Annotated in this window: 24 protein-coding genes; 13 read left to right on the forward strand and 11 right to left on the reverse strand. The window is 65.7% G+C overall.

All coding sequences use genetic code 11. From position 1 onward, the window contains the following. Positions 1-22: 22 nt before the first annotated feature. Complete coding sequence (locus tag CHB65_RS00260; RefSeq protein ID WP_089383048.1) at positions 23-1,279, forward strand: pyridoxal-phosphate dependent enzyme; 1,257 nt, start codon at positions 23-25, stop codon at positions 1,277-1,279. Positions 1,280-1,298: 19 nt separating this feature from the next. Here CHB65_RS00260 and CHB65_RS00265 read toward each other — a convergent pair whose 3' ends face one another. The 5 genes from CHB65_RS00265 to dph5 form a co-directional block, all read right to left on the reverse strand. Then, the gene (locus tag CHB65_RS00265; protein ID WP_089383049.1) at positions 1,299-1,529 is read right to left on the reverse strand and encodes an H/ACA ribonucleoprotein complex subunit GAR1; all 231 of its coding nucleotides are present in this window, start codon (positions 1,527-1,529) and stop codon (positions 1,299-1,301) included. Between the two features lie 2 nt (positions 1,530-1,531). Continuing rightward, the gene (gene srp19 / locus CHB65_RS00270; RefSeq protein ID WP_089383050.1) at positions 1,532-1,810 is read right to left on the reverse strand and encodes a signal recognition particle subunit SRP19; all 279 of its coding nucleotides are present in this window, start codon (positions 1,808-1,810) and stop codon (positions 1,532-1,534) included. Positions 1,811-1,888: 78 nt separating this feature from the next. Beyond that, the gene (locus CHB65_RS00275; protein ID WP_089383051.1) at positions 1,889-2,263 is read right to left on the reverse strand and encodes a CBS domain-containing protein; all 375 of its coding nucleotides are present in this window, start codon (positions 2,261-2,263) and stop codon (positions 1,889-1,891) included. A 100-nt stretch (positions 2,264-2,363) separates the two neighbouring features. Beyond that, a complete protein-coding gene (locus tag CHB65_RS00280) occupies positions 2,364-2,750 on the reverse strand; it encodes a CBS domain-containing protein (protein ID WP_089383052.1) in 387 nt (128 codons plus the stop codon). A 73-nt stretch (positions 2,751-2,823) separates the two neighbouring features. Continuing rightward, positions 2,824-3,621: a diphthine synthase gene (gene dph5 / locus CHB65_RS00285; protein WP_089383439.1), complete on the reverse strand. Its 798-nt coding sequence runs from the start codon at positions 3,619-3,621 to the stop codon at positions 2,824-2,826. A 165-nt stretch (positions 3,622-3,786) separates the two neighbouring features. Between dph5 and CHB65_RS00290 the strand changes: the two genes are divergently transcribed. The 3 genes from CHB65_RS00290 to lrpA1 all read left to right on the forward strand — a co-directional run bounded on the left by CHB65_RS00290 (position 3,787) and on the right by lrpA1 (position 7,143). Then, positions 3,787-5,682 carry a 2-oxoacid:acceptor oxidoreductase subunit alpha gene (locus tag CHB65_RS00290; protein WP_089383053.1) on the forward strand — a complete coding sequence of 632 codons (1,896 nt, stop codon included), beginning with the start codon at positions 3,787-3,789 and terminating at the stop codon, positions 5,680-5,682. Between the two features lie 2 nt (positions 5,683-5,684). Then, complete coding sequence (locus tag CHB65_RS00295; RefSeq protein WP_089383054.1) at positions 5,685-6,623, forward strand: thiamine pyrophosphate-dependent enzyme; 939 nt, start codon at positions 5,685-5,687, stop codon at positions 6,621-6,623. A 91-nt stretch (positions 6,624-6,714) separates the two neighbouring features. After that, positions 6,715-7,143, forward strand: a complete 429-nt coding sequence (gene lrpA1 / locus CHB65_RS00300) for an HTH-type transcriptional regulator LrpA1 (protein ID WP_089383055.1) — start codon at positions 6,715-6,717, stop codon at positions 7,141-7,143. 13 nt (positions 7,144-7,156) lie between these two features. Here lrpA1 and CHB65_RS00305 read toward each other — a convergent pair whose 3' ends face one another. Continuing rightward, complete coding sequence (locus CHB65_RS00305; RefSeq protein WP_245809876.1) at positions 7,157-8,716, reverse strand: FAD-binding domain-containing protein; 1,560 nt, start codon at positions 8,714-8,716, stop codon at positions 7,157-7,159. 99 nt (positions 8,717-8,815) lie between these two features. On the opposite strand from CHB65_RS00305, the gene CHB65_RS00310 reads away from it, so the two are divergent. From CHB65_RS00310 to CHB65_RS17215, 5 genes are all read left to right on the forward strand, one after another. Then, the gene (locus CHB65_RS00310; protein WP_089383057.1) at positions 8,816-9,073 is read left to right on the forward strand and encodes a DUF5789 family protein; all 258 of its coding nucleotides are present in this window, start codon (positions 8,816-8,818) and stop codon (positions 9,071-9,073) included. Between the two features lie 72 nt (positions 9,074-9,145). Further along, complete coding sequence (locus CHB65_RS00315; protein WP_089383058.1) at positions 9,146-9,472, forward strand: transcription factor S; 327 nt, start codon at positions 9,146-9,148, stop codon at positions 9,470-9,472. A 60-nt stretch (positions 9,473-9,532) separates the two neighbouring features. After that, entirely contained in the window at positions 9,533-10,051 is a 519-nt protein-coding gene (locus CHB65_RS00320; RefSeq protein WP_089383059.1) for a hypothetical protein, read from the forward strand. A 92-nt stretch (positions 10,052-10,143) separates the two neighbouring features. After that, positions 10,144-10,632 (forward strand): YbaK/EbsC family protein, encoded by a 489-nt coding sequence (locus CHB65_RS00325; RefSeq protein WP_089383060.1) that lies wholly within the window; start codon positions 10,144-10,146, stop codon positions 10,630-10,632. Positions 10,633-10,721: 89 nt separating this feature from the next. Continuing rightward, positions 10,722-11,663, forward strand: a complete 942-nt coding sequence (locus CHB65_RS17215; RefSeq protein WP_179213543.1) for a hypothetical protein — start codon at positions 10,722-10,724, stop codon at positions 11,661-11,663. Positions 11,664-11,693: 30 nt separating this feature from the next. Here CHB65_RS17215 and CHB65_RS00340 read toward each other — a convergent pair whose 3' ends face one another. Both CHB65_RS00340 and alaS read right to left on the reverse strand, forming a co-directional pair. Beyond that, positions 11,694-12,494, reverse strand: coding sequence for an alpha/beta fold hydrolase (locus tag CHB65_RS00340; protein WP_089383062.1), 801 nt, complete (start codon positions 12,492-12,494; stop codon positions 11,694-11,696). 9 nt (positions 12,495-12,503) lie between these two features. Further along, entirely contained in the window at positions 12,504-15,284 is a 2,781-nt protein-coding gene (gene alaS / locus CHB65_RS00345) for an alanine--tRNA ligase (protein WP_089383063.1), read from the reverse strand. Positions 15,285-15,591: 307 nt separating this feature from the next. Here alaS and CHB65_RS00350 point away from each other — a divergent pair, with 307 nt between their 5' ends. Next, positions 15,592-17,493 (forward strand): ATP-binding protein, encoded by a 1,902-nt coding sequence (locus CHB65_RS00350; protein WP_245809877.1) that lies wholly within the window; start codon positions 15,592-15,594, stop codon positions 17,491-17,493. Positions 17,494-17,520: 27 nt separating this feature from the next. Here CHB65_RS00350 and CHB65_RS00355 read toward each other — a convergent pair whose 3' ends face one another. Beyond that, a complete protein-coding gene (locus CHB65_RS00355) occupies positions 17,521-18,867 on the reverse strand; it encodes an alkaline phosphatase family protein (RefSeq protein ID WP_089383064.1) in 1,347 nt (448 codons plus the stop codon). Positions 18,868-19,005: 138 nt separating this feature from the next. Between CHB65_RS00355 and CHB65_RS00360 the strand changes: the two genes are divergently transcribed. The 3 genes from CHB65_RS00360 (at position 19,006) to CHB65_RS00370 (ending at position 21,784) form a co-directional block, all read left to right on the forward strand. Next, on the forward strand, positions 19,006-20,538 hold the full coding sequence (locus tag CHB65_RS00360) for a hybrid sensor histidine kinase/response regulator (RefSeq protein ID WP_089383065.1): 1,533 nt from the start codon (positions 19,006-19,008) through the stop codon (positions 20,536-20,538). Between the two features lie 73 nt (positions 20,539-20,611). Further along, positions 20,612-21,526: a PhzF family phenazine biosynthesis protein gene (locus tag CHB65_RS00365; RefSeq protein ID WP_089383066.1), complete on the forward strand. Its 915-nt coding sequence runs from the start codon at positions 20,612-20,614 to the stop codon at positions 21,524-21,526. Between the two features lie 63 nt (positions 21,527-21,589). After that, entirely contained in the window at positions 21,590-21,784 is a 195-nt protein-coding gene (locus tag CHB65_RS00370) for a DUF7333 family protein (protein ID WP_089383067.1), read from the forward strand. A gap of 11 nt (positions 21,785-21,795) precedes the next feature. Here the strand turns inward: CHB65_RS00370 and CHB65_RS00375 are convergent, their stop codons facing one another. Further along, a complete protein-coding gene (locus CHB65_RS00375) occupies positions 21,796-22,956 on the reverse strand; it encodes a DUF373 family protein (RefSeq protein ID WP_089383068.1) in 1,161 nt (386 codons plus the stop codon). A gap of 92 nt (positions 22,957-23,048) precedes the next feature. Next, complete coding sequence (gene sppA / locus CHB65_RS00380; RefSeq protein WP_089383069.1) at positions 23,049-23,987, reverse strand: signal peptide peptidase SppA; 939 nt, start codon at positions 23,985-23,987, stop codon at positions 23,049-23,051. Between the last annotated feature and the right edge of the window lie 120 nt (positions 23,988-24,107).

The raw sequence follows: 24,107 nt of genomic DNA on the forward strand, positions 1-24,107 counted from the left end.
CGCCGCCGATATAAGCACCGACATGGAGACGACGGAGACCTTTCGCGGGCTGGAGAGCCGGTCGTCGGGACGGGTTCACGGGACTGCGGACCACCTCGAAACCCCGGACACGGATGCCCAGCTGGATCCAATTTATCACTACGACGGGATCGACCCGGAGACGCTCTTCGGGACCGAGAGCGTCCCGGTCGGGGTCGGTCAGTGGCGCTTCGAGCCGCTGTTACCGTTCCCGGCCGAGGTCGCGAACACCGCTGGGGAGGGGGCGACGCCGCTTGTACGGACGGATCGGCTGGCCGAGGAGTTGGACGTCGAGGCCGTCTACGTGAAAGACGAGGGACGCAACCCGACCGGGAGCGTCCTCGACCGCGGGCTCTCGCTCGCGGTGACGGCAGTTACACGGCGGATCGCGACGGCCGGACGTGACGGCGGAGACGACGGCGACAACGAGGGCGACGGCGACACGGACGCCGCCGATGTCGAGCCGCTGGTCTGTGCGAGCCCGGGCAACGCGGGGACGTCGATGGCCGCCTACGCCGGCCGTGCGGACCTCCGATCCTATTCGTTCGTCCCCTCACGCTCGGGGTTCGCGAACAAGTCGATGACGAACGTCCACGGCGGGAAGATGCGTGTCGTCGGTGGTCGGTACCCCGAGGCTGCCGCGGCCGTCGACGAGCAGCTCGCCACGGATTACACCGACCTGAACGAGTTCGCCACGCCGTACCGGCACGAGGGTATCAAGACGCTCGCGTTCGAGTTGGTCGCGGACCTCGGTGGGGCGCCCGATGTCGTCGTCGTGCCGACGGCCACCGGCGAGGTGCTCGCGGGAGTTTATAAAGGGTTCGTCGAACTCGACCGGATCGACGCCATCGACGACGTGCCGCGGCTGATCGCCGCCCAGCCGGAGGGATGTGCGCCGATCGCGACCGCGCTCGAACGGGGGCTCACGGAGCCGGAGCCGTGGGCGACGCCCGACACGATCTGCGGCGAACTCGAGGTTCCGAACCCGGCCGGCGGCGCGCGAGCGGTGGCGGCGATCGAGGAAAGCGACGGGGTCGCCGTCGCCGTTCCCGACGACGACATCCTCGCGAGCGCCGTCGCGGTCGCACAGAACGAGGTGCTGGAGATGGGGGCCGCAGGGGGGGCCGCGCCGGCAGGCGCGTGGGCGGCCGCCGAGGACGACTTCTTCGCGGGCGACGAGACGGTCGTGCTCGTGAACGTCGAGAGCGGCCTCAAGACCCCCGACGTGCTCAGGAGCCACCTGATGGCACAAGGGATATAAAAGTCGTCCGTAGCCCAGCCTATCGCGCGTACAACTTCGTCCCCATCAGCGCCGCAAGCGACGTCCCGTCGTTGGGCGTGACGGCGACGTATGGCTGCTCGACGGGTCCGAAGACGTCGACGACGCGACCGACCGACGAGAGCGACTCGTCGACGACGCCACGGCCGATCGGTGGGGGGTCCTCGTCGCGGCCGATCCGCGCGATGGCGAGTCCCTGTGCCGTCCGAACGACGGTTCCGACCCGTTGCATCGTCACGCCCGGAGGACGCCGAGATAGGCGGCGATCGCCTGCACGAGGTCGTTTTTCGCCGTGTCCTCGGTGCCCTGCACGATGACCGCTCCACGGGGTTCAAACTCGCGGGAGTAGGTCTTCTCGCGTTCGATCACCGCATCGTAACCGACCTGCTGGACCGCCTTCGCGATCTCGTCGACGGTCGGGTCGGAGACGGCCAGATCCGCGGGGACGCGGCGGCCGTCCGACCGTGAGAGGTCCGCATCGAAGTACGCGGGATAGACGACGTTCTCGACCATACCGGAGGAGCGAGCGCGCGGCCTAAGGCCGTTTCGACTGCGGACGCCCCGCGCGACGGACCGCGTCGCCCACGGGAGCTACGAGAGATGGGCGGTGACGTCCGTCGAGGAAACCATGCCGACGTAGTCGTCCTCGACGACCGGCAGGTGTTTGACGCCATACATCGTCATCATCGCGGCGACCTCCTCCATGAGCAGGTCGGGCGTGACGGTTTCGACGTTCTCCGTCATGACGTCCGAGACGGCCGTCGTGGCGACGTCCTCGCCGTTTGCGACCGCGTCGATGATGTCCGTCTGGGTGATGATCGATCGCGATCCGGCCGTCACCACCAGCGCGCTGATGTTCTTTTCGCGCATCTTCCGCGCGGCGTCCTGGACGGACGCGTTCGGTTCGACCGTTTCGAGCGGCGTCGACATCACTTCGGCGACGCGGGTCCGCTTATCAGGATCCATAGCTCTTCGTTGCCACTGACGTACATGGTCCTTTCGGCGGGCCGAAGCGTTGCCGCGGAACACCGAACGCGAAAACGGCTCGCAAGGATGACGGAACGGGTTACAGCCCCGCCAGGTGGGCGGTGAGGTCCGTCGTCGAGAGCATCCCGATCACCTCGTCATCCGTCGTCGTAACCGGATAGTGGGAGTATCCCGCGGTCGTGAGCAGGTCGGCGACGTCCGAGAGGGTGTCCTGCGGGCCAACCGTCACGACATCGGTGGTCATGGCGTCGCCGACGGGAGTTTCGTCCTCCGGATCGTTTTCACGCACCAATCGAACGAAGTCCGTTGCGGTGAGGAGGCCGCGGAGCCGGTCGGCCGCGTCGACGACGAGGACTGATCCCACACCCGCCTCAAGCATGCGCCCCGCGGCGGTGGAGACGGTCGCGTCGTCATCGACGGTGTGCAACTCGTTCGACATCACCCGTGCGACGAAGACGTCGTCCATGTTGTTTGGTAACGTAGCGCAGTATATTAAGTTGGACGGCGATCGCCGTCGGGCCCCGCCGGTCACTCCCGGGTCAGGTCGGAAGGAGATACTCGGGGGCGCCGGCGAGTCCCGCGAGCGCCTCCGCTTCGACGTGATGGAGATCGCCAGGGATGACGAGGAGGTGCAGGGGATCGCCGAACGACCGGGTCGCGAGCGCGGAGAGCGTGTCGGCAGCCACGAGCGGCTCCGGCGATCCGGCGCGAGCGACGACGACGGCGAGGACGTCCTCCCAGCCGGCCGCGAGCAGCTCGGCCGCATTGTCGGCGGGCATATACTCCTCGTGCTCGGGGTCCGGCCCCTTCGGGCCCATACCGACCTTGATATCGAGGTAGACGAGGGTGTGAAGTCCGCGCTCGCGGTTCGCCTCGATGGCATCGATCACGCTCGCCGGCACGCCGTCGCCGCCGTGGGCGTACGGGAACGGGAGCGTCACCGCCTTTCCGAACCGATAGTTCTGCAGACCCGTCAGCCCGGCCGCGGCCGTCTGGGCGGTGACGCCATGGATCACCCGTGTCTCGATCCCGCGTGCCTCCGCGCGCATCCGAAGGTCCGTGTGGGTCGTCGAGATCATGGTATCACCCGCGGTGAGAAACGCCGCATCGCCGGTTTCTGCGGCCGAGAGGATCGCCTCCGGGTCGCGCTCGACGCCCTCGCGCGAACGGACCTCGATCCGGACGTCGTGATGCCGCTCCAAGTCCGTGACGTCGGCGCCGACCAATCGGCTGGTGTAGAACTCCGCGAAGACCGAATCCGCCGCCCGGAGCGCCTCACGGCCCTCTACGGTGATCGAACGTTCATCATAGAGGCCGAGTCCGATGAAGGTGAGCATACCACCGATGGGATCCGCGGAAAAATAAAACACGTCGGGATCGTCGCGACCGGCTTGCAGTCGGCGGATCATTCACGATCGTTCCTTGTGAATCCATAGCAAGCCCTAAGAGGTGACCAACGTAACATCGATCCACTAGGCCTGCCCAGGGCCCAGACCCATAATATGACTGACGAAGAACTCATCTGGCGGATCTCGGGAGGATCCGGGGACGGGATCGCTTCCACGAGCCAGAACTTCGCGAAGGCCCTGATGCGATCGGGGCTCAACGTATTCACGCATCGGCACTATCCGTCGCGGATCCGTGGCGGCCACACCTACACGGAGATCCGTGCGGCCGCGGAACCGGTGAAATCACGGGGCGACGGCTACAACTTCCTGCTCGCGCTCGGCGACTCCTTCGCGCGGAACCCACAGGAGGAGGCGCTGTACGGGAACGAGGAGATCAAGCCGCTCTCGGAGAACCTCGATGAGCTCCGTGAGGGCGGCGTCATCGTCTACGACGCCGGGCTGCTCGACACCTCGGAGATCCCTGACTTCGACGAGCGCGCCGAGGAGAACGGATGGCACGTCTATCCGCTCGACCTCCGTGGACTCGCCCGCGAGCAGGGCCGCGAAGTCATGCGAAACACCGCGGGTGTCGGCGCGACCTGTGCGCTCATCGGCATGGAACTCTCCTACGTCGAAGAGCTCATGCGCGATGCGATGCCCGAGAAGATCCTGGATCCGAACCTCGAGATCCTCAACATCGCCTACGAACAGGTGATCGACGAACACGATGTCGACGCCCACGACGTACAGATCCCCACGGGCGAACACGAGTCGGACCAGCTGCTCATGTCCGGCTCCGACGCCATCGCCTACGGCGCCATCGACGAAGGCTGTCGGTTCATCGCCGGCTACCCGATGACGCCGTGGACAGAGGTGTTCACGATCATGAGCCAGAACCTGCCCAAGCTGGGTGGGATCTCCGAACAGGTCGAAGACGAGATCGCCGCCGCAGCGCTCGCCGTCGGCGCATCGCACGCCGGCGTCAAGGCGATGTCCGGCTCCTCCGGGGGCGGCTTCGCGCTCATGTCCGAGCCGCTCGGGCTCGCCGAGATGACCGAGACGCCCGTCGTGCTGTTGGAAGCCATGCGCGCGGGTCCCTCGACCGGGATGCCGACGAAACCGGAGCAGTCGGACCTCGAACACGTCCTCTACACCTCCCAAGGGGACTCCCAGCGCGTCGTCCTCGCGCCGGGGACCGTCGAGGAGGCCTACGAGCAGTCGCGGCTCGCGTTCCGGATCGCCTACGAGTACCAGATCCCGGTCGTCCTGCTGTACGACCAGAAGCTCGGCGGCGAGCTGATGAACGTGCCGCGTGACGCCTTCGATCGGGAGCCGAACCCCGAACTCTACCACACCCTCACCGAGGAGGAGCTGCCGGAGCAGCCTCACTCCGCCGACGGGAAGTTCCACCGGTACCAACACGACGTCGAAAACGGCGTCTCGCCCCGGTCGCTTCCCGGCCAGCAGGGCGGTCGCTACCTCGCGTCGGGTAACGAACACGACCCGACGGGCCACATCAGCGAGTCGCCCGACAACCGGGTCGCCCAGATCGACCGCCGGGCCGAGAAGCTGGCGGCGATCCGCGCCGACCTCGACACCGAGTCGACACAGTCACACCACGGCCCGGAGGAGGCCGACTACGGGATCATGACGTTCGGCAGCCAGCAGGGAACCGTCGAGGAGGCGGTCGACGTGCTCAACGCGGCCGGCCACTCGGTGAAGTCGCTCGGCGTTTCGGACATGTTGCCGTTCCCGAGCGAGGAGGTCGAGGCGTTCATCGAGAGCGTCGATGAGGTGCTCGTGGTCGAGATGACCGCGTCCGGACAGTTCCGTGGCCTCGTCCAGAAGAACCTTGGCCGACACGGCGAGAAGCTGTCGAGCCTATTGAAATACAACGGAAACCCGTTCGAACCGGCCGAGATCGTCGACGGCTTCGAGGCCGTCATCATCGAGGACGGGACGGACGACCCCGCACATCAGACCACTTTCGTCCCAGCGGCAGGTGACTAACAATGAGCGCATTCTCAGCAATCAACGAGGAACGCGAGATCGACCGAGACGAGTACACCCCGAGCGTCGAACCACAGCCCACGTGGTGTCCCGGCTGCGGTGACTTCAGCGTCCTGAAGGCGCTGAAGCAGGCGCTTCCGGAGGTCGGACGCACCCCGGAGGAAACGCTTCTGTGTACGGGGATCGGCTGTTCCGGAAAACTGAACAGCTACCTCGACACCTACGGGTTCCACACCCTTCACGGACGCTCGCTACCCGTCGCCCGTGCGGCGAAGCTGGCGAACCCCGGTCTCGAGGTCATCGCCGCCGGCGGTGACGGTGACGGCTATGGGATCGGTGCCGGCCACTTCATCCACAGCGCCCGGGAGAACCACGATATGACCTACATCGTCTTCAACAACGAGATCTTCGGACTGACGAAGGGGCAGACCTCGCCCACCAGCCCGAAGGGGCACAAATCGAAGACGCAGCCGTCCGGCAGCGCCAAGCAGCCGCTCAAGCCGCTTTCGCTGGCGCTGAAAGCCGGGGCGTCCTACGTCGCTCGAACCGCGGCGGTCAACCCCAACCAGGCGAAGGAGATCCTCATCGAGGCCATCGAACACGACGGCTTCGCCCACGTCGACTTCCTGACGCAGTGCCCGACGTGGAACAAGGACGCACGCCAGTACGTCCCCTACATCGACGTCAACGACTCCGACGAGTACGACTTCGATAGGACCGACAGCGTCGAGGCCGCACAGATGATGCACGAGACCGAACAGGCGCTCCACGAGGGGAAGGTGCTCACCGGACGCTACTACGTCGATGAGGACCGCCCGTCCTACGGGCAGGAGAAGCGTGCGCTCGGCGAGATGCCCGAGGAGCCGCTGGCGGAACGCTACTGGGACGACGACTACGAGTGGGAGCGGTCGTACGACCTGTTCCTCGACAAGCACGCCTGATCGGGAGGTCGATCGGACAGCGAACGGTCGCGGGTCGCGACCGTGTTTACGGATTCGCAAGGTATTTTTTCTGCCCCGACAAGGAGTCTATATGAGTACCGTATCGACGGAGGAACGAATCCTCTCGGTGTTAGAGGAGGACGCACAGGCCTCCTGTGGTGAGATCGCCGAACGGGCCGATGTCTCGAAGCCCACGGTCAGAAAGTACGTGAGCAAACTGGAGGAGGAGGGCGTCATCGTCGGCTACTCGGCGGATATCGATCCGAAGAAGCTCTCCTCACAGACGATCGCCATGGTCGGGATGGACGTCGACTCCGGACGCTACGTGGAGGCGACCCGTGCCATCAAAGCGCTCCCGGAGGTCGAGACCCTCTACACCTCCTCCGGGGATCATATGCTGATGGCCGAGGTGCGCGCGGCCGACGGCGACGAACTCGGCGACGTCATCTCCGAGAAGCTCCTCGCGATCGACGGCGTCACCGCCGCACATCCCTCCTTCCTGCAGGAACGGCTGAAGTGAGGCGGATCGTTGCTCACTCCTCAAACCGTGAGAGCGACGTCTGTGTCGCATCCGGCCCCGGCTCCTGAATGTCCGCCGACGAGTGACCTCGACCACGGCCCCGACGCGAGAGCGACGCGCGCCGCCGAACCTCCGGGTCGGCGAGCGCGCGTTTCGCGGCCGGTTCGATCGCATCGAACGCCTCCATTGCCCGCGTGCGAGCGGTCTCGTACGCGACGACCGGATACGGATAGTCCTCGCCGATTTCGATGCCACACGACTCCTGGACATGGATCGGCGTCCGCTCGGGTCGTTCGAGGTACCGGGTCGGAAGCGGAGTCAGCTCGGGGACCCACGTACGAACGAACGATCCGTCCGGGTCGTTCTCACGGACCTGTTTTCGGGGATTGTAGATCCGCCGCATATTGACGCCGACCATGCCCACCTGCGTCTGAAACTGGCTGTAGTTGATCGCCGGATCCGCATCGATGAGGTGATAATAGAACCAGTCGGCGCCGATCCGCCACGGCTGTCCGAGCAGGTCACAGAGGAACGAGGCACACATCGCCCGCATGCGGAAATTGAGCCAGCCGGTCTCGGCGAGACAGCGCATCGAGGCGTCGACCATCGGGTAGCCGGTCTCCCCACGCTTCCATGCCTCGATCAACGCGGCGTCCCGCTCCTCCTCCCGGAATCCCTCCATCGCTGGGTTGACCGCAGTGTCCATCCAGCCCGACCAGTCGGCGAGTTTCTGTGTGTAATGCCGGTTCCAGTAGAGCCGCGAGATGAACGCCTCCCGACCGCGACACGAGGGGGCATCCTCACGGACGGTCTGATATACCTCGCGGATGGAGAGGCAACCGAAGCGGAGGTATGGGGAGAGCCGGCTCGTCCCCTCCCACGCGTCCGTCGGCGAGGAGACGTTGCCGAGATACTCGGGAAGCCGATCGATGAACGCGTGGAGGCGTTCGAGGCCGGCCCGCCGCCCGCCGGCCGGAACCGACCGTTTCGTCGGGGTGAGGTCGTACCGGCCCTCCACCACCGCGATCGAGACGCCGGTGTCGATGTCGGTGACGTCGAAACCGTCCGGATCCACCCGTCGCACGTCGCGCTCGAACCACCGTTCGACCGTCTCGCTCCAGCCGTCCCGCGTGTCCGCAGCGTCACGGACGAGGCCATCGTCGGCGATGAACCGCACGTCAAGCCGATCGGCGGCCGCGTCGTCGCGACGGAGTCCGTAGCGGCCCGTGGGTTCCGCGCCGGCGACGATATCCCAGCCGAGTCCGCTGAACTGCGAGAGCAGGTCGATCGGGGACCCCGACAGAAACGTCAACGACCCATCATACGCGGTATATGCGCGATCGAGGTCCGCAAGCGATTCGTGGAGGAACCGACAGCGGGCATCACACGCCAGTCCATCGGTCCCGTAAAACCGGGGATCGAAGACGAACACCGGGCAGACGACATCGTACCGATCGGCGGCGAACGCCAGCGCGGGCGAATCGACCGTCCTGAGGTCGCGACGATGCCAGACGACACAGCCGTCATCGACCGTGGCGATCCGCTCCACCCACGACCCCGTGTCGTCGGTCACGTACGGATCTAGCGGCTGTGGCTCTTGAAGCCGTCGCCGGTGGCGAGACGGTGCGTATCGACCTGTCGTGTTTATCCCCTCAGCGCGCATCTATCCCTCATGACCGAGGAGATCAAGCTCTCGCGATTGGAAACGGAGTTGGAAACGCCGTCGTACCCGGCGGACCGCGAGGACCTCTCGAGGACCTACGCGGGGACGACGGTCTTGTATGCCGACGGCGAGGAGGACTTGGGCGAGTTGATCGATCGGGTCCCACAGTCGACGTTCGAGGACCCGGAGGATCTCTTTCTCGCCGTACAGAACGCGCTCCCGATCGAGGCGGTCGGTGAGCCGGGGCAGTCCGACGGCGACGCGTAACTCGATTGGAGGGGGCGTCGACCCGACGAACAGGATCCAGCCGTTTATATGTGATCCGCCGCTGGATTCGCCATGAAGTTCTGCGATGAGTGCGGCTCGATGATGAAGTCCGGCGAGGGTGCGGACCATTGGGTCTGTGGCTCCTGCGGCTATGAGGTCGGGAGGGAGGCCGATGAGACCGAGGACGCGTGGATCACCGACGCCCAGGAGGAGTCGGAGGTCATCGACGTCAGCGACGTGGAGGATACCGGCCTCCCAACGACGGACGCGCACTGCCCGAGCTGTGAGAACGATCGGGCCTACTGGTACATGCAACAGATCCGGTCGGCCGACGAGTCCGAGACCAGGTTCTTCGTCTGCACCGCGTGCGAACACAAGTGGCGCGAGGACGACCACTGAGGGAACCGGCTACGAGGAGAAGCGACCGTTTTTAAATACGAACCGTGAGAACGCGTGACTATGGAGCCCTCTCCACCTCGGGTACCGACGGACCGTCTACAGGGGTGGAAGATCGTCTCCGAGGCTGTCGAACGGCCGTTTTCGGCCGGGCCCGTCTCCGTGATCGCCGGGACGGTCAGATATGAACCGACGGACACCGCGGAGCCGAGGCCGTTCTTTTTCGCGAGCCGGCTGTACATCCGTCCCGAGACCGGTCCGAACCCGATGCTGACGCGGCTCGTCGAGCGGGGCGCACGCGACGGTTTTCGGGAGCGGCTGGCCGAAAACGACATCGACGGCGTCGATCACCGACACACCCGCGAGCTCCCGATCGACGAACCGCCGGACACGATGGCGACCGCCGACACGTTTCGGGGACGCTGCCTCGTCGATGGTGAGCCGGTTCCCGTGGAGGCGATGCTCGCTGTCTGGGAGGCCGAGGGGTACCTCCTTGCCGGCGGGGCCTATCCCCTCGTCGACGACGTGGACGGCGCACGCCGCAGGCTCCGGCGGATCGTTCGGGGTGTGCGATCCGAGTAGCGCGTCATCCATCCCTCCTCGGTCCGACGCGTGTCGGCACACTTCGCCGCCGTGCCCGCGTTTAAGAGGATGACCGTCATTGCAGCGATGTCATGCATCCACGCGCGGCGGAGTTCGCGGAACGGGTCGAAGAACGGTACGGGATCACGATCGACGTCTCGGAGTTCGACGAGGGGACGAAGACGGCCGCGGCGGCGGCGGAAGCCGTCGGCTGTGAGACGGCCGCAATCGCCTCAACGATCGTGGTTGCGCTCGCCGGCGGCGAGCGGGACGGCGAGTTAGTCGCCGGGATCACGAGCGGCGCGAACCGGCTCGATCTCGACGCGATCGCGACACACTTCGATGCCGACGCGGCCGAGATGGGTTCCCCGGAACGGATCCGTGAGACGGTCGGCTGGAGCATCGGCGGCGTTCCGCCCCTCTGTCATGAAACCACGATCCCGACCGTCTTCGACCCGACGCTTCTGGAATACGACGTGGTCTACGGCGCGGCGGGCACCCCGAGCGCGCTCTTTGCGATCGATCCGGAGACACTCGTCGACCTCGCGGACGCGAGCGTCGTCGACGTAACCGAGTCTTAACAACTCCATCAGTGAGATAATACACAAAATAATAAAATAGACTAAAGAGATAATAACATATATGTGGGTGGCGCTTTTACATGGGATAGATGCCACGGAACACCTCAGCACACGCCTCCCGCCGACGCGTGCTCTTCGGAACCGCCGGGCTCGCAACCGTCGCGCTCGCTGGCTGTGCCGACGAAGAGGACCCCGACCCGGAAGCGGATGACGATGGAGCCGAGGCCGATGATTCGGACGACGACGGCGCGTCGCCCACCGCGGCGAGCGTGACCCTGCTCGTTGAAGGAGTCGGCGGTCACGACCACGACGACGACCATCATGATGATCACGACCACGACGATCACAGCGACGACTATCATGATGATTATGGCGACGACCACCACGACGACTATCATGATGATCATGGCGACGACCACCACGACGACGACCACCATGATGATCATGGCGGCGACCACCACGACGACGACCACCATGATGATCATGGCGACGACCACCACGACGACCACGACGGGGAACTCTCGGAGGACGAGATCGACCACGCCTGTGGCCACCTTGAGTTCGACGACCCGGAGCCGTTAGCGGGCGGTTCCTCCGTGGACGATGCGCCGGTTATCTCCTCGACACACGAGCCGTATGACGTGAGCATCGAAGGCGACTCGACATTCGTCGTGTTCGAAGCCGATGACGACGACGGTGATGATCATCACGACGACCATAGCGATGATCACCATGACGACCACGGCGACGAACATCACGACGACCACGGCGACGAACATCACGACGACCACGGCGACGAACATCACGACGACCACGGCGACGAACATCACGACGACCACGATGATCACGACCACGATCATGGCGACGGGGACATCTTCGGCTTTTTCACGACCAACGGGACTGCCTCGATTCACGAGGGGCACGTCCTGCACGAGGAGGATGCCGTCGAAACCTGCGCCGAGATCGACCGCTATGTCGTCGCCGAAGCGGACCACGGTCGCGTCGTCGTCGAGTTGATCCCTGACGAGTAAATCGTCACGCCAGTCGCCGATCGCGTCGACTCAGGCGAACGGATCGGTTCCCTGATCCGCGATCCAGCCGGTGATCGCGTCGTTGACCGCCGCGGACGCCTCCACACCGACGAGATGGCCGGCGCCGTCGATCGGATGGAACTCGCCACGGGGGAGTCCGGAGGCGAGCCACTCGCCCGCCCTGATCGGGCAGACCGCGTCCTCGCTGCCGTGGATCACGAGCGTCGGCGTCGTAATCCCGAAGAGGTGATTCGAACGATCGAACCGCCGGACCGCATCCCGCTGTGCAACGAAGGCCGCTCCTCTGGCATCCTCAGCGAGACGCCACTCGACGATCTGATCGAGCACGCCCTGCCGCTCGGTATAAAACGACGACGAGAGGAGCCGTTTCGTCGACCCCCGGACAGCCCGGTCGGTCGGCGGATCGGTTCGGAACGGCTCGGGAGCGAACGTCTCGCCGGTGGCGGCGCTTCCGATCACCGTCAGGGTGTTCGCCCGCGAAAATCGCTCCGCGTACGCGAGCGCCACCATACCACCCAGACCGTATCCGATAAGATGGGCGCCTCGAACGTCGGCATCCGAGAGGACGGCATCGAGATCGGCGGCGAACGTCTCAACGGTGTAGGGTCCGGGCGGCGTATCCGACCGACCGATGCCACGGGATTCAGGCGTCACAACCGTGTACGGTCCCGCAAGCGCGCCGTGTTGCCAGCTGAACGACCAGGGCCCGAAGCCGACATCGCCACAGAAAACCACCGCCTCATCACGCCCGACCGTCCCGTGGGCGACCTCATAACGGATCGACACCCCGTTGTTGTCCGCGACTGGCACGGGAACGGATCAGGCCTCCAGCATTCGTCGAAGGACGTCCGGCGCCGCCGCAAGCGCCTCATCGAGTCGCTCGACGTCCGGGCCACCACCCTGTGCGAAATCCGGTGGGCCACCGCCACCGCCGCCGACCCGGCCGGCGAGGTCGGAGACGACCGCACCGGCGTTGATCGACACGTCCGCCGGAACGCCGACGACGAAGCTGGCCGAGCCGTTCGCACCGCTTCCGACGACCGCCACCGAACCGTCATCGACGTGGGCGTTCGCGGTCGCCCGTAGCTCGTCCGCGTCGCCGTCAAGCCGCTGGATCACGGCCGTCACATCCCCGAGAGCGACCTCGTCGACGTCCGCACCACCGGACGCTCTCGCCTCCGCGAGCTGTTCTTTCAACGAATCGATCTCCTTCCCGCGCGCCTTCCACTCCTCGAAGAACCGTTCGGCCGCCTCCGGCACATCGAGCGGGTCGACATCGAGTTCCGTCGCCGCATCGAAGAGTGCGTCCTCCGTGCGTTGGGTCGCCTCGATCGCGGCGTCGCCCGCAGCGAAGACGATCCGCTCGACGCCGTCCTGAACGGGCTCCGTCTTCAGGAGCTTGATCGATCCGATGTCGCCGGTCCGATCGACGTGCGTGCCGGCACACGCCTGCACGTCGACATCGCCGACGTGGATCAATCTGACGTTCGTTCCCGGCGGGACGCCACCCTGATACAGGTCGAAGCCGTGTTCGGCCTCCGCCTCGTGTCGATGTGGCCACTCCTGTGTGACCGCCACGTTGCGGCGAACCAGTTCGTTTGCGACCCGCTCGATCTCGCGAACGTCCTCCCTTGCGATCCGCTCGTAGTGTCTGACGTCGAGCCGGGAGGAGTTGAGCCCCTTCTGTGCGCCCGCCTGCCGGACGTGCCCGCCCAGCACCTCCCGTGCCGCGTGACCGATCAGGTGCGTGGCAGTGTGGTGGACGCGAAGCCGTTCACGACGACCGCCGTCGACCCGGCCACGGACGAACTCGCCCTTCCCGGGGTCGGCATCGGTGTGATGGAGCACGACGCCATCGACCTCCTCGACGTCGACGACCTCGACGGCCGTTTCGCCGGCGGAGAGCTGCCCCCGATCCGCGGGCTGACCGCCACCCTCGGGGTAGAACATCGTCTGATCGAGCACGACGTCGTAGCCCTCATCGCGCTCGAAGACGTCAAGGACGACCGCCTCGAACTCCGTTCTGCCCTGATCGTCGTAGTAGAGTTTCTCCGTCTCGGGGAGATCCGCGAGTCGCTCATCGCGATCCGGTTCGGCGTCGGTCCCGTCGGTGACCCGTTCGTGACGATCGGCGACGAGCGCGTAGAAATCGTCCGGCACGTCGACGACGGCCCCGCGCTCGGCGGCGATCTCGGCGACCATGTCCGGTTGGATCCCGTGGGAATCGTACAGCTCCAACAGCTCCTCGGTTGGGATCGGATCGTCGGTGGCGGCATACTCGTCGGCGAGCTGTTCCACCTTTCTGGAGCCGCGTTCGAGCGTCTTACGATACTTCCGCTCCTCGGTTCGAACGATCTCGCGGATCGTATCGCGGTTCCCGTAGCCGAGCCGTTCCGCCTGCATGTCGACGAGCTCATCGAGCGGTGCGTCGACGCCCACGTCGTCGACGAGCCGTTTGGTCCGTCGGAGGACCATCCGGGCGAGATAGCCGGTCGCGACGTTCGAGGGGACGATCCCGTCGCCGAACATGTACGCGAGGGTACGCGAGTGGTCGGCGATAGCGTAGATGGTCTCAAGCGGCTCGATCAGTTCACGGAGACGATCGACATCGACGCCGAGTTTTTCGGCGACCTCGCCGCGTGCGTCCTCCACGTCATCGACGTCGTCGATATCGAGCCGCCCGGAGAGCTTCGCGGCCCGGTGGATCAGCTCACGCTCCTCGTCGGTGTGTTCGATCCCGGCGTTCTCCTTTAAAAAGTCGATCGCGTCGGGATAGATGGCCTCGTACACGGTCGCGGTCCCCTGACTCATCCACGTCCATCGCTCCAAGCCGTAGCCGGTGTCGACGATGTAGGTGTCCATAAACGAGTACGTGTTGCCGTCTTTCATCTCGTACTCGCCGTCGGGGTCCTGTTCCATACACATGAAAACGAGCGTGGCGAGCTCGGCCCCTTTATAGATGACCTCGATCGCGGGGCCGGCGTTGCCGCCGCCGACCCACGGATCCTCGAGGTAGGTGATCTCCTCGATGTTCGCGCCCATCGACTCGAAAAAGGCATCGCAGTACGCGACGGTCTCGTCCTTCCAGTAGACCTCCCCTTCGTAGGCGTAGTCGGCCTCGGCGTCCTCACGCGTATTAAACGCGTGATGCGCCATCATCTCGAAGGCCATCGTGTGCCTCCCGGTCTTGCCGACGTTGTCGATATCCTGCATCCGGATACAGGGTTGAGAGATGGTGAGCGGGTTCGCCGGCGGCGGGGTCTCACCGGAGGTGACGAGCGGCTGGAAGTCGTAGATCGACGCCTGCGTCAACAGGACGTCATCACGCCAGCGGTTCGCGGCCACCGGATACGGTTCGATCCGCTCGTGACCGTTCTCCTCGAAGAACGAGAGAAACGCCTCCCGCATCTCGGTGAGGCTGTATGCCTCCGGAAAGCCCGGGTCGTCGATGAAGCTGTAATCCTCACACGGCGGCTCACCACACAGTTCACGGTCGGCATCCCGCGTCCAGAAATACACCCCACAGGAGGGACACTCCCGTCGAGTGAACCCTTCCTCCTCGAAGTAGTCGAGGCGGTACTCCGCTTCGAGATCGCTCATTACCGAGTACTGGCCCGTGTTCATCCAAAAGGGTTCCGGGGTCAACCGTCATCGTTCGGGGCCCGGGATCGTCCGAGTCGTCCGGATTCCTCCGCTATCGGATCCGCCCCACGGCAGCTCGGACACGGGAGGAGGGATCCGTCGGGTCCGTCCGTGGATCGGCTGGAGGGATCGATCACGTTTATCTGTCTGACAAGCGATAGGAACGGCGATGAGAGTCCGTCAAGAAAAGGCGAACAGAGTATGATAGCTCATCAACATTCGATGGACAGAAATATATTCGAGACGGCCCTCATGATGGCCATACGTGGATCGGGAGCAGTCGGACGACCGTGACATGGTCGTTCTCGCGGCCGAGTCCGAGGCGGCGGTGGGCGGGGAGCTTGAGTCGGACGTTCGGCACGCGGATCCCCGATCGATCGAAGAAGGGTCGCTTCCGGACGCGGACGTGCTGATCGTCCTCGATCGAACGGGGCTCGACCGGATCAAGGGCTCACATGCGGCGACGCCGATCGTGGCGTTCGTGGACGACCCGACCGATCCGATCGCGACCGATCCGATCGTCGACGCGGTGGCGACGAGCGCGCCCGAGCTGGCGGAGAGAACACGCTGGCTGGTTGCGAGATCGAATCGGGAGCAGCTGGTAAGCGATCCGGACACCGAGCCGTCGCGGATGGAGCGTCTCCAGGCCGGGGCCGCCAGGCTCGCGACGGCTCGGTCGCCGGAGGACGCCTACCGGATCGCCGTCGCCATCGCCGACGAGATCCTGTCGACACGCCACAGCATCGCCGGCGTCGTTACCGACGGATGGATAGAGCCCGTCGCGGTCTCGACCGATGAGGACCCGGCAGACCGGAACCGCGTTCGGGTCGGCGAGGGTCTCGCCGGGGCGGTGATCGAGCGGAACGAGGCGATCGTGGCCGGCTCGGTCGATCACGAGGCGTACGGGTCGGCGCTCACCGTGCCGGTCGGTGAGGAGGGCATCTTACAGGTGGTCGCGGCGATGCCCGACGCCTTCGATGCACAGGACCTCGAACTCGCCGAACTTCTCGCATCCCATCTCGAGGAGACGTTGAGCCGTCTCCGGGTCGACGAGCGGCTCCGGGCCGAACGCGACCGACTCCGCGCGCTCTTCGAGAACATTCCCGACGCGGCGGTCGAGTACGGCTATGAGGACGGCGTTCCGTTCGTCGTCCGGGTGAACTCGGCGTTCGAGGAGACGTTCGGTTATCCCGCCGAGGAGATCGTTGGCGAACCGATCGACGACTACATCCTCCCGTCGAATACCGAAGGCGTCCGTGAGGAGGCATACGAATTGAACGCACGGCTCCAACGCGGGGAGAACCTGCGTCGGGAGGTGACCCGCCGGACGGCATACGGGATCGGCCATTTTCTCCTTCAGATCGTGCCGATCCACCTCGGGACGGAGAACGCCTCGGGGTATGCCATCTACACCGACGTCACCGAGCGCCGCGAGCGTGAACAGATGTTACAACGCCAAAACGATCGCCTCGATCGGTTCACCTCCATCGTCACCCACGACCTCCGAAATCCGCTTTCGATCGCGAAGGGACACCTGGATCTGGCGCGTACGACCGGCGAAGAGGAACGGCTCGAGCGCGTCGAGGATGCGCTCGACCGGATGGACGAACTCATCACGGAGCTGCTGTCGCTGTCCAGAGACGGGCACGTCGTCGGGACGATCGACGACGTGCGTCTCTCGGAGGTGACACGCGAGGCGTGGGCACACGTCGACACCGGCGATGCCGAGCTCGTCATCGACGCCGACGCCACCTTTCAGGCCGACCCGACCCGGATCCGGGAGCTGTTCGAGAACCTCTTCGGAAACAGCATCGAACACGGGATGGGCGGGCAGGGATCCGGCCATGACGACGGGACGGATCCGCTCACCGTGAGCGTCGGACCGATCGACGCCCCGACCGAGGAGGAAGCCGATCGGGAAACGCGGGCGGAGTCGACCCGACCGATCGGCGTGTACGTACAGGACGACGGCGTCGGTTTCGATGAGGATCCAGACGGCATCTTCGAGAGCGGGTACACGACCGACGACGACGGAACGGGCCTGGGGCTGGCGATCAGCGAACACATCGCCGAGGCACACGGATGGGAGATCGTCGCGATTCCCGCGGAGCCCGAAGGGGCGCGGTTCGAACTCCGCTTCGACGGTGCCGATTCGACGAAGCCGTAGCGGGGGGTCGGTTACCGGCGACGCCTCTCAGATCAGGCTCGCCCCGTCGAAGGTTGTGCGGCCGTATTCGACGTCGAGAAGCGTCAAGAGCGTCGGGACGACGTCGAGGAGGTCGGCGTCCTCGACGATCGCGTCGGGATGGTCGATCAGGAGGGCCGCATCGTCGAAGGTGTGCATACCCGTCCGTGGCCCGCTCGCGTCGAACACGTGCTCGTGCGGCCTGAAGCCGGCCTTGAGGTCGAAGCCGTCGTTCGGGATCATCACGAGGTCCGGCGCGATGGCGTCGTGATCACCGCGGAAGGCGGTCTCCTGTTCTACCACCCGTTTCGCGACCGGGGTACCGTCCGGGCCGGTCATCGCTTCCAGTTCCGTTTTGAGCTCGGCGCGCACCGCGTCGTACTCGTCGGCGGGCACCGATCCACGCGGTTCACGTTCGTCGAGGTTGAGGTAAAATCGCCCGGAGACGAGCGAGTACGCCCGCGTCTCGTCGTCGATGTCGGCGAGCGAGCCGTGGTCGTCGCCGTCGTAGCTGAGCCATCCCTCCCGTTCGAGCCACTCGTTACAGTAGACGTCGTATGCGAGCGTCGTGAATCCGTGTGCGGAGCCGACAACGAGCGTGACGTCGTCGGGAAGCGCCTCGCGGATCTCCCCGACGTATCGATCGAGCGTCCGATAGAACTCCAGAAAGGCCTCACGGTCGGACCCACCCGTGGCGTACGCCTCCCAGAGGAAGTGGTTCACCCGATCGGGCGTCATGAACACGCCCATAAAGAGGTCCCAATCGTCGTGCGTCACGTAACGTTTGAACGCCTCCGCGCGTTTTTCGAGCGTCTCGTGGGCGTGTTCGAGGAAGGCCGTCTTATCCTGTTTGTGTCCGAGTTTCGCGTTGACACTGAGCATGTATCCCGACTCCGAGAGGTAGGTCCGAAGCTCGTCGGGATGTGCCGCCTTGTCGATGTCGGGAGAGAGAAATCCGGAGACCATCCGCTGGACGTTCCGCTGGGGTGGGAAGGTGACGGGGACGTTCATCACCGTCGCCTGTCGACCCGCGGTAGTCACACGGTCCCACACGCGATCCACCTGTACGTCCCGCCCCATCGGCACGTACGTGTCATAGCTCCCGATCTCGCGGTCCTGAAACCCGTATACGCCAGTCTCACCCGGGTTCATCCCGCTCGTGAGCGCCGGCCAGCAGGCGCTCGTTTCGGGCGGGAGGGTGCTGTCGATCGGCCCGCTGGAGCCCTCCTCGGCGAGCGCCGTCAGCGACGGGAAAACCTCCGGTTCGTCCTCGATGAGCCCGTGAGGCACGCCCTCAAGGCCGAGAAACGCGACGCGGGGCGAGTGTGTCCCCCGTAACCGATCGAATAGTCCCATGTATCCTCTATCCGTGGACATCCTCAAAAGGATTGACATCGATACGACCGGGGACGACGCCCCGCGTCGGTCGACGGCGGGTCACGGGAACCGCAAGGCGGCGGTACCTCCAAGTGTAGTCCACAAGTAGAACGGCTCATGAGTCACTATCGGCCGACCGTGCTCCATGCGGACCCCGATGATGGGGCCGCAGCGGACGTTGAAGACGCCCTGAACGGGACGGCGGATCGGGTCAAGGTGGTCCGCGCACGACGCTACGGGGAGGGAGTCGAACACGTCGAGGACGGTGGGATCGACTGCGTGATCGCGGAGCTGTCGTTCCCGGACGGTTCCGGGATGGAGTTGCTTGCGACCCTCCGAGCCCGGGAGCCGGATCTCCCGTTCATAATCTACACCGACGTCGGCGACGAGGCGACCGCGTCCGCGGCGATCGGCGCCGGCGTGAGCGACTACGTACGAAAGGACGACCCGGACGGGGGCGAGCGGCTCGCTCGTGGGGTAGAACGGGCCATCGCGGGCGCCGCGAACCCCGACCGATATACGGAGACGATACGCCGCCTCCATGACGTGATCGCCGACAGGGAGGCGACGTTCGAGGAGAAGGTGACTTCGTTGCTCAGGCTCGGAAAGGGGCTGCTCGACGTCGAAACCGCACTCTACACCCGCATCAAGGGCGACGCCCAACACGTGGAAGTCGCCGTGGACGACCGTGGATCGCTCGAGAAAGGCGATATCGTGCCCGCCGGGACGACGATCTGTGAGCACATTCTGGACGCGGAGCGGACGGTTCAGCTGCCGGATTCGACCGCCGTCGCGGATCACGACGAGGACGGCGAACTCGAGGAAACGGGGATCGGCTGTTACGTCGGGGCGCCGCTCCTCATCGAGGATCGGATCGACGGTGCGCTCTGTTTGTATGATCGTCGGCCGCGGGAGAAACCGTTCCGTGAGTGGGACACGATGCTCGTCGACCTCATGGCACAGTGGATTGGCTACGAGCTGGAGCGGCACCGCGCGGATGCCGAGGTGGCCCGCGAACGCGATCGGTTGGAGACGTTCGCCAGCATGGTCTCACACGACCTCAGAAACCCCCTCAACATCGCCTCGGGCCACATCGCGCTCGTGCAGGAGCGCTACGAGGACGATTCGCTCCATCGCGCCGCACGGGCCCTCGATCGAATGAACGAACTGATCGAGGACGCGCTCTCGTTCGCCCGCCTCGGGTCGGCCGTGGTCGATCGCGAATCGGTCGATCTCGCGGCGATCGCCCGGGAGGCTTGGAGTACCGTCGAGACCGCGGACGCGACGCTCGTGATCGAGGATCCCGGGGTCGTCGCGGCCGATAGCTCCCGCGTGCGAACGCTGCTTGAGAACCTCTTCCGCAACGCGGTCGAACACGGCGGTCCCGCGGTGACCGTCACGGTCGAGCGGACCGATCACGGCTTCGCCGTCGCCGACGACGGTCCCGGGATCGACGAAGGGCAGCGCGAGCGGGTCTTCGATCTCGGCTACTCGACGAGCGAGGCCGGAACGGGCTTCGGCTTGGGGATCGTCGCACAGGTAGCCGAGGCACACGGCTGGGAGGTCGGCGTGAACGAGTCGGTCGACGGCGGTGCTCGATTCGAGTTCGACGGCGTCTCACACGTGCTTGGGACTTCCACCCGGGCCTGAAGGGTGGCTTCTCGTGGCCGGGTGTTCGCTTTCACCTCCATGCGTTTTTATGTAGGCGTGCTGAGGGCGGGATATGGAGACGCGAACCACCCTGCTCGTCGACGCGTTCACCCGCGAGCCGCTGTCCGGCAACGTCGCCGGCGTCGTCCCCGACGCGACGGGGTTGAGCGAGGATCGGATGGCCCGTATCGCCGCCGAGCTTGGCGCGTCCGAGACGGCGTTTCTCACCGATCTCGACGATGACGCGGCCGCCGACAGGCGGGTTCGGTATTTCACCCCGACGACGGAGGTCGACCTCTGTGGCCACGCGACGATCGCGAGCTACGCCGCGCTCTCGGCCGACGGCGCGATCGAAGCGGGCGAGGAGGTCCTCCGGACGAACGTCGGCGATCTGGCCATCGAGGTAACCGACACGGGGCGTGTGTGGATGACACAGGACGCCCCGACCGTCGACCCGGTCACGATCGAGTACGATCGCCTCGGGAACGCGTTGGGGATCGATCCGGCGGCCCTTCGCGACGTCGGTGCCGACCTCCCGGTCGCGGTCGCCTCGACCGGGTTGCCGTTTCTCATCGTGCCGGTCAACTTCCTTGAGCGCCTCGGCGAGGCACGGCCGGACGAGCAAGCCGTCGAGGCGATCTCGGCGGAACACGACGTCGCCGGCGTCTACGCGTTCACCTTCGACGCCATCGATGCGGCGTCGACGCTGCACGGTCGGGCGTTCGCGCCCGCCGCCGGGATCCCGGAGGACCCGGTGACCGGGACCGCGAGCGGGGCGTGTGCGGCGTACCTCCGGGCCGTTGACGCCTTCGAGGGATCGTTGCCGTCGACGCTTCGGTTCGAACAGGGTCACTTCATCGACCGACCGGGGGTCGTCCACGTGCGGATCGAAGACGGGACGGTTCAAGTCGGCGGCGACGCGGTCGTCTCGCTCAGCGGGGAGCTATCGATACCCCCGGCGGCCGCGGACGACATCATCGAGGCGTGACGGACCGGGGTCGAACGATCGGAACCGAACCCTTAGGAACGTCGACCGCCTACCGGGAGCCGTATGCAGCTAGATCTGCCAAAAGCCGTCGGCCTGTTGCTGTTGGTGATCGCCGTCGGCGTCGCCGGGCTGGTCGGGAGCGGCATGATGATACTGGAGACGACCCTCATGATGGTCGCTCCATCGATGATCCTCTTCGGGGCGATCGCGTTCCTCATCGGCATGAAACACGGCGAGTTCCGCGCCACCCACGGATAACCGAAGGCGGGTCAGTTCCGGTCGACTTCGCTCTCGCCGCGTCGGTTCGGGTCACGCTCGTTGTCGGCGTCGATGACCTCCTCAAGCGCTTCCGAGCCGATGTCGCTCGTGAGTTTCACCCCAAGGACGGAGACGACGATCCCCGCGATAATAAACAACGCGAGCCGCTGCCCCGGCGAGACGGCGACGTCGCCGACGACGAGTGCGGCCAACACCGACTCCTGTTCGAGAAAGTAGCCCGCGAAGCCGCGAACGACGAGCCCGACCGCCAGGATCACGAAGGGGAGATTTAAATATGGCGTCCGGATCCCCTCATCGCGGATCAGTTCATCGAGCAGTCGGCCCGTCGCGGCGGTCAACCCCGCGACGGTGAGCCACGGGACCGCCGCGTGAACGAACTGCATCGACTCGACGAGGACGGGGACCCCCGCGTCGAGGTCGGCGGCGGCGAGCGCGCCGAAAAAGAGGCCGACGAGCGTGAGCCCGCCGGCGACGACGTAGGTGACGATGGATACCTGTCCCGCATACAGCGCCTCGCGGACGCGCTCGGGGACCCCCGCGACGAGGCGATCGATCGCGAGTCCTTTATATAACAGCGCCGCGCCGAGCAGGCCCGCCACGGCGGCGACGGCGGCTGCTGGCGAGAGCCAGTAGAAAAGCGGCGGCAACAACAGCAGGGCCACCCCGAACGGGACGAGCACGGTCGAGCGGAGCTGTTCGTCCGCGAGGAACTGTTTGAGCAGGTAGTACGTCGACTCGATGTCGTGTGCCTGTCGGACGACGACGCGGTCGACGGAGTCCACCGGCACGCGCGACTCGATGATGGGGAGAACGCGCTCGTCCTCGGCGGAGTCGACGACGACGATGGCGGCGGTCGGGTCATAGCGGGCCACGAGGTCATCGAGCTGGGAGGCGAGCGAGCGGTCGGCGCCGATCGGCGAATCGCTCTCGCCGGAGATGACCGCGACGACCGCGTCCTCACGGCCGTCACGGAGGTCGCGGGCGATCCGAAGCGCCTCCAGCAGACAGTTGACGCTGGCGTCCTCGGGATCGCCGAGGCCGACGTCCGTGACGAGCGACCTGACGGCCTCCCATCCGGCGACCGGCATCGGAACGTTCGTGGTCCGCCCGACGGTCCCCGAGCGGTCCACACAGATGACCAGCGTCGTCACGTCTCACCCCACACCGCCCGCGAGTAAAAACCCTCCCGGTCGTCAGGGCGGAAACGGTCGAACCAACCGATCATCACGGTGCGGTCACGACGTCACCGGAGCTCGATCTCGACGTCACCGCCGGACCCCGAAAAGACGCTCGCGACCCCGTTGCCGGCGGCGAATGCGAGCCGCTCCGCGCCGATCCCGAGACGCTCGGCGAACCCTCGCTGGGGTTGCAGCTCGCGGACCTCGACGTCGGCATCCAGCAGCGCCGAGAGCCGATCCTCGACGTCCTCGCGAGTACCGAGCGAGTCGACGAGACCGACCTCGGCGGCGTCGCTTCCGAGATAGATTCGCGCCTCCGTGTCCCTGACGTCCTCGGGGTCCATGTCACGCCCCTCGCTCACCGTCTCGACGAACCGTTCGTAGTAGCCGTCGATGATCCCCTGGAGATACTCGCGTTCGTCGTCTTCGATCTCCCGAAGCGGCACCCCCGCGTCCTTGTACTCCCCGGCGGTGAACTGTTCATAAGAGATCCCGAGCCTGTCGGCGAGCTCCGCGGCGTTCGGCCGCGAGCCGATGACGCCGATCGAGCCGACCAGGCTCGCATCGTGTGCCCACAGCTCGTCACAGCCGCTGGCGATCCAGTAACCGCCGGACGCACAGAGGTCGGTGGCGTAGGCGACGGTCGGGCCGTCGAAGTCGGCAGCTGCACGGCGAATGTCGTCGCTCGGAAGCACCTGCCCGCCGGGGGTGTTGATCCGGAGCAAAAGCGCGTCGACGGCCTCGTCCTCGTCGGCCTCCTCGATCAGTTCGACGACCTCGTCGGCCGTCGTCGCCGTGCCACCCGAAAGCGGCGACGGACGGCCTCGATCCCGGACGATCGGACCCGACACCGGCACTTCCGCGACGTTGTACTCATCCGCCCCTCCGAGACGGCCGCGGGTAAATCGAGCGACGATCCGACGACAGGCGAGCGCCGCCGCCGTCACCGCGACGGCCGTCGCGACGATCGGTACACGTCCCTTCGAGCGGGGAATTTCATCCATGCTGCCGGTTGGGCGCGCGCCGATTTAAGAGACAGGGACGGCTTAAGAAGAGACAGGGACGGCTTAAGAAGAGACAGGGACGGCTTGGGTGGAGTCGGATACGCGGTCGTTTGAGGCGGC

Source organism: Halorubrum vacuolatum (genome assembly GCF_900188065.1).
Lineage (GTDB): Archaea > Halobacteriota > Halobacteria > Halobacteriales > Haloferacaceae > Halorubrum > Halorubrum vacuolatum.

What these genes read in the sequence shown, in the direction of transcription:
- CHB65_RS00260 (WP_089383048.1), top strand. Translation starts at nt 23, where the DNA reads ATGGAGACGACGGAGACCTTTCGCGGGCTGGAGAGCCGGTCGTCGGGA.
- CHB65_RS00265 (WP_089383049.1), bottom strand. Translation starts at nt 1,529, where the DNA reads ATGCAACGGGTCGGAACCGTCGTTCGGACGGCACAGGGACTCGCCATC.
- srp19 (WP_089383050.1), bottom strand. Translation starts at nt 1,810, where the DNA reads ATGGTCGAGAACGTCGTCTATCCCGCGTACTTCGATGCGGACCTCTCA.
- CHB65_RS00275 (WP_089383051.1), bottom strand. Translation starts at nt 2,263, where the DNA reads ATGGATCCTGATAAGCGGACCCGCGTCGCCGAAGTGATGTCGACGCCG.
- CHB65_RS00280 (WP_089383052.1), bottom strand. Translation starts at nt 2,750, where the DNA reads ATGGACGACGTCTTCGTCGCACGGGTGATGTCGAACGAGTTGCACACC.
- dph5 (WP_089383439.1), bottom strand. Translation starts at nt 3,621, where the DNA reads ATGCTCACCTTCATCGGACTCGGCCTCTATGATGAACGTTCGATCACC.
- CHB65_RS00290 (WP_089383053.1), top strand. Translation starts at nt 3,787, where the DNA reads ATGACTGACGAAGAACTCATCTGGCGGATCTCGGGAGGATCCGGGGAC.
- CHB65_RS00295 (WP_089383054.1), top strand. Translation starts at nt 5,685, where the DNA reads ATGAGCGCATTCTCAGCAATCAACGAGGAACGCGAGATCGACCGAGAC.
- lrpA1 (WP_089383055.1), top strand. Translation starts at nt 6,715, where the DNA reads ATGAGTACCGTATCGACGGAGGAACGAATCCTCTCGGTGTTAGAGGAG.
- CHB65_RS00310 (WP_089383057.1), top strand. Translation starts at nt 8,816, where the DNA reads ATGACCGAGGAGATCAAGCTCTCGCGATTGGAAACGGAGTTGGAAACG.
- CHB65_RS00315 (WP_089383058.1), top strand. Translation starts at nt 9,146, where the DNA reads ATGAAGTTCTGCGATGAGTGCGGCTCGATGATGAAGTCCGGCGAGGGT.
- CHB65_RS00320 (WP_089383059.1), top strand. Translation starts at nt 9,533, where the DNA reads ATGGAGCCCTCTCCACCTCGGGTACCGACGGACCGTCTACAGGGGTGG.
- CHB65_RS00325 (WP_089383060.1), top strand. Translation starts at nt 10,144, where the DNA reads ATGCATCCACGCGCGGCGGAGTTCGCGGAACGGGTCGAAGAACGGTAC.
- CHB65_RS17215 (WP_179213543.1), top strand. Translation starts at nt 10,722, where the DNA reads ATGCCACGGAACACCTCAGCACACGCCTCCCGCCGACGCGTGCTCTTC.
- alaS (WP_089383063.1), bottom strand. Translation starts at nt 15,284, where the DNA reads ATGAGCGATCTCGAAGCGGAGTACCGCCTCGACTACTTCGAGGAGGAA.
- CHB65_RS00355 (WP_089383064.1), bottom strand. Translation starts at nt 18,867, where the DNA reads ATGGGACTATTCGATCGGTTACGGGGGACACACTCGCCCCGCGTCGCG.
- CHB65_RS00360 (WP_089383065.1), top strand. Translation starts at nt 19,006, where the DNA reads ATGAGTCACTATCGGCCGACCGTGCTCCATGCGGACCCCGATGATGGG.
- CHB65_RS00365 (WP_089383066.1), top strand. Translation starts at nt 20,612, where the DNA reads ATGGAGACGCGAACCACCCTGCTCGTCGACGCGTTCACCCGCGAGCCG.
- CHB65_RS00370 (WP_089383067.1), top strand. Translation starts at nt 21,590, where the DNA reads ATGCAGCTAGATCTGCCAAAAGCCGTCGGCCTGTTGCTGTTGGTGATC.
- sppA (WP_089383069.1), bottom strand. Translation starts at nt 23,987, where the DNA reads ATGGATGAAATTCCCCGCTCGAAGGGACGTGTACCGATCGTCGCGACG.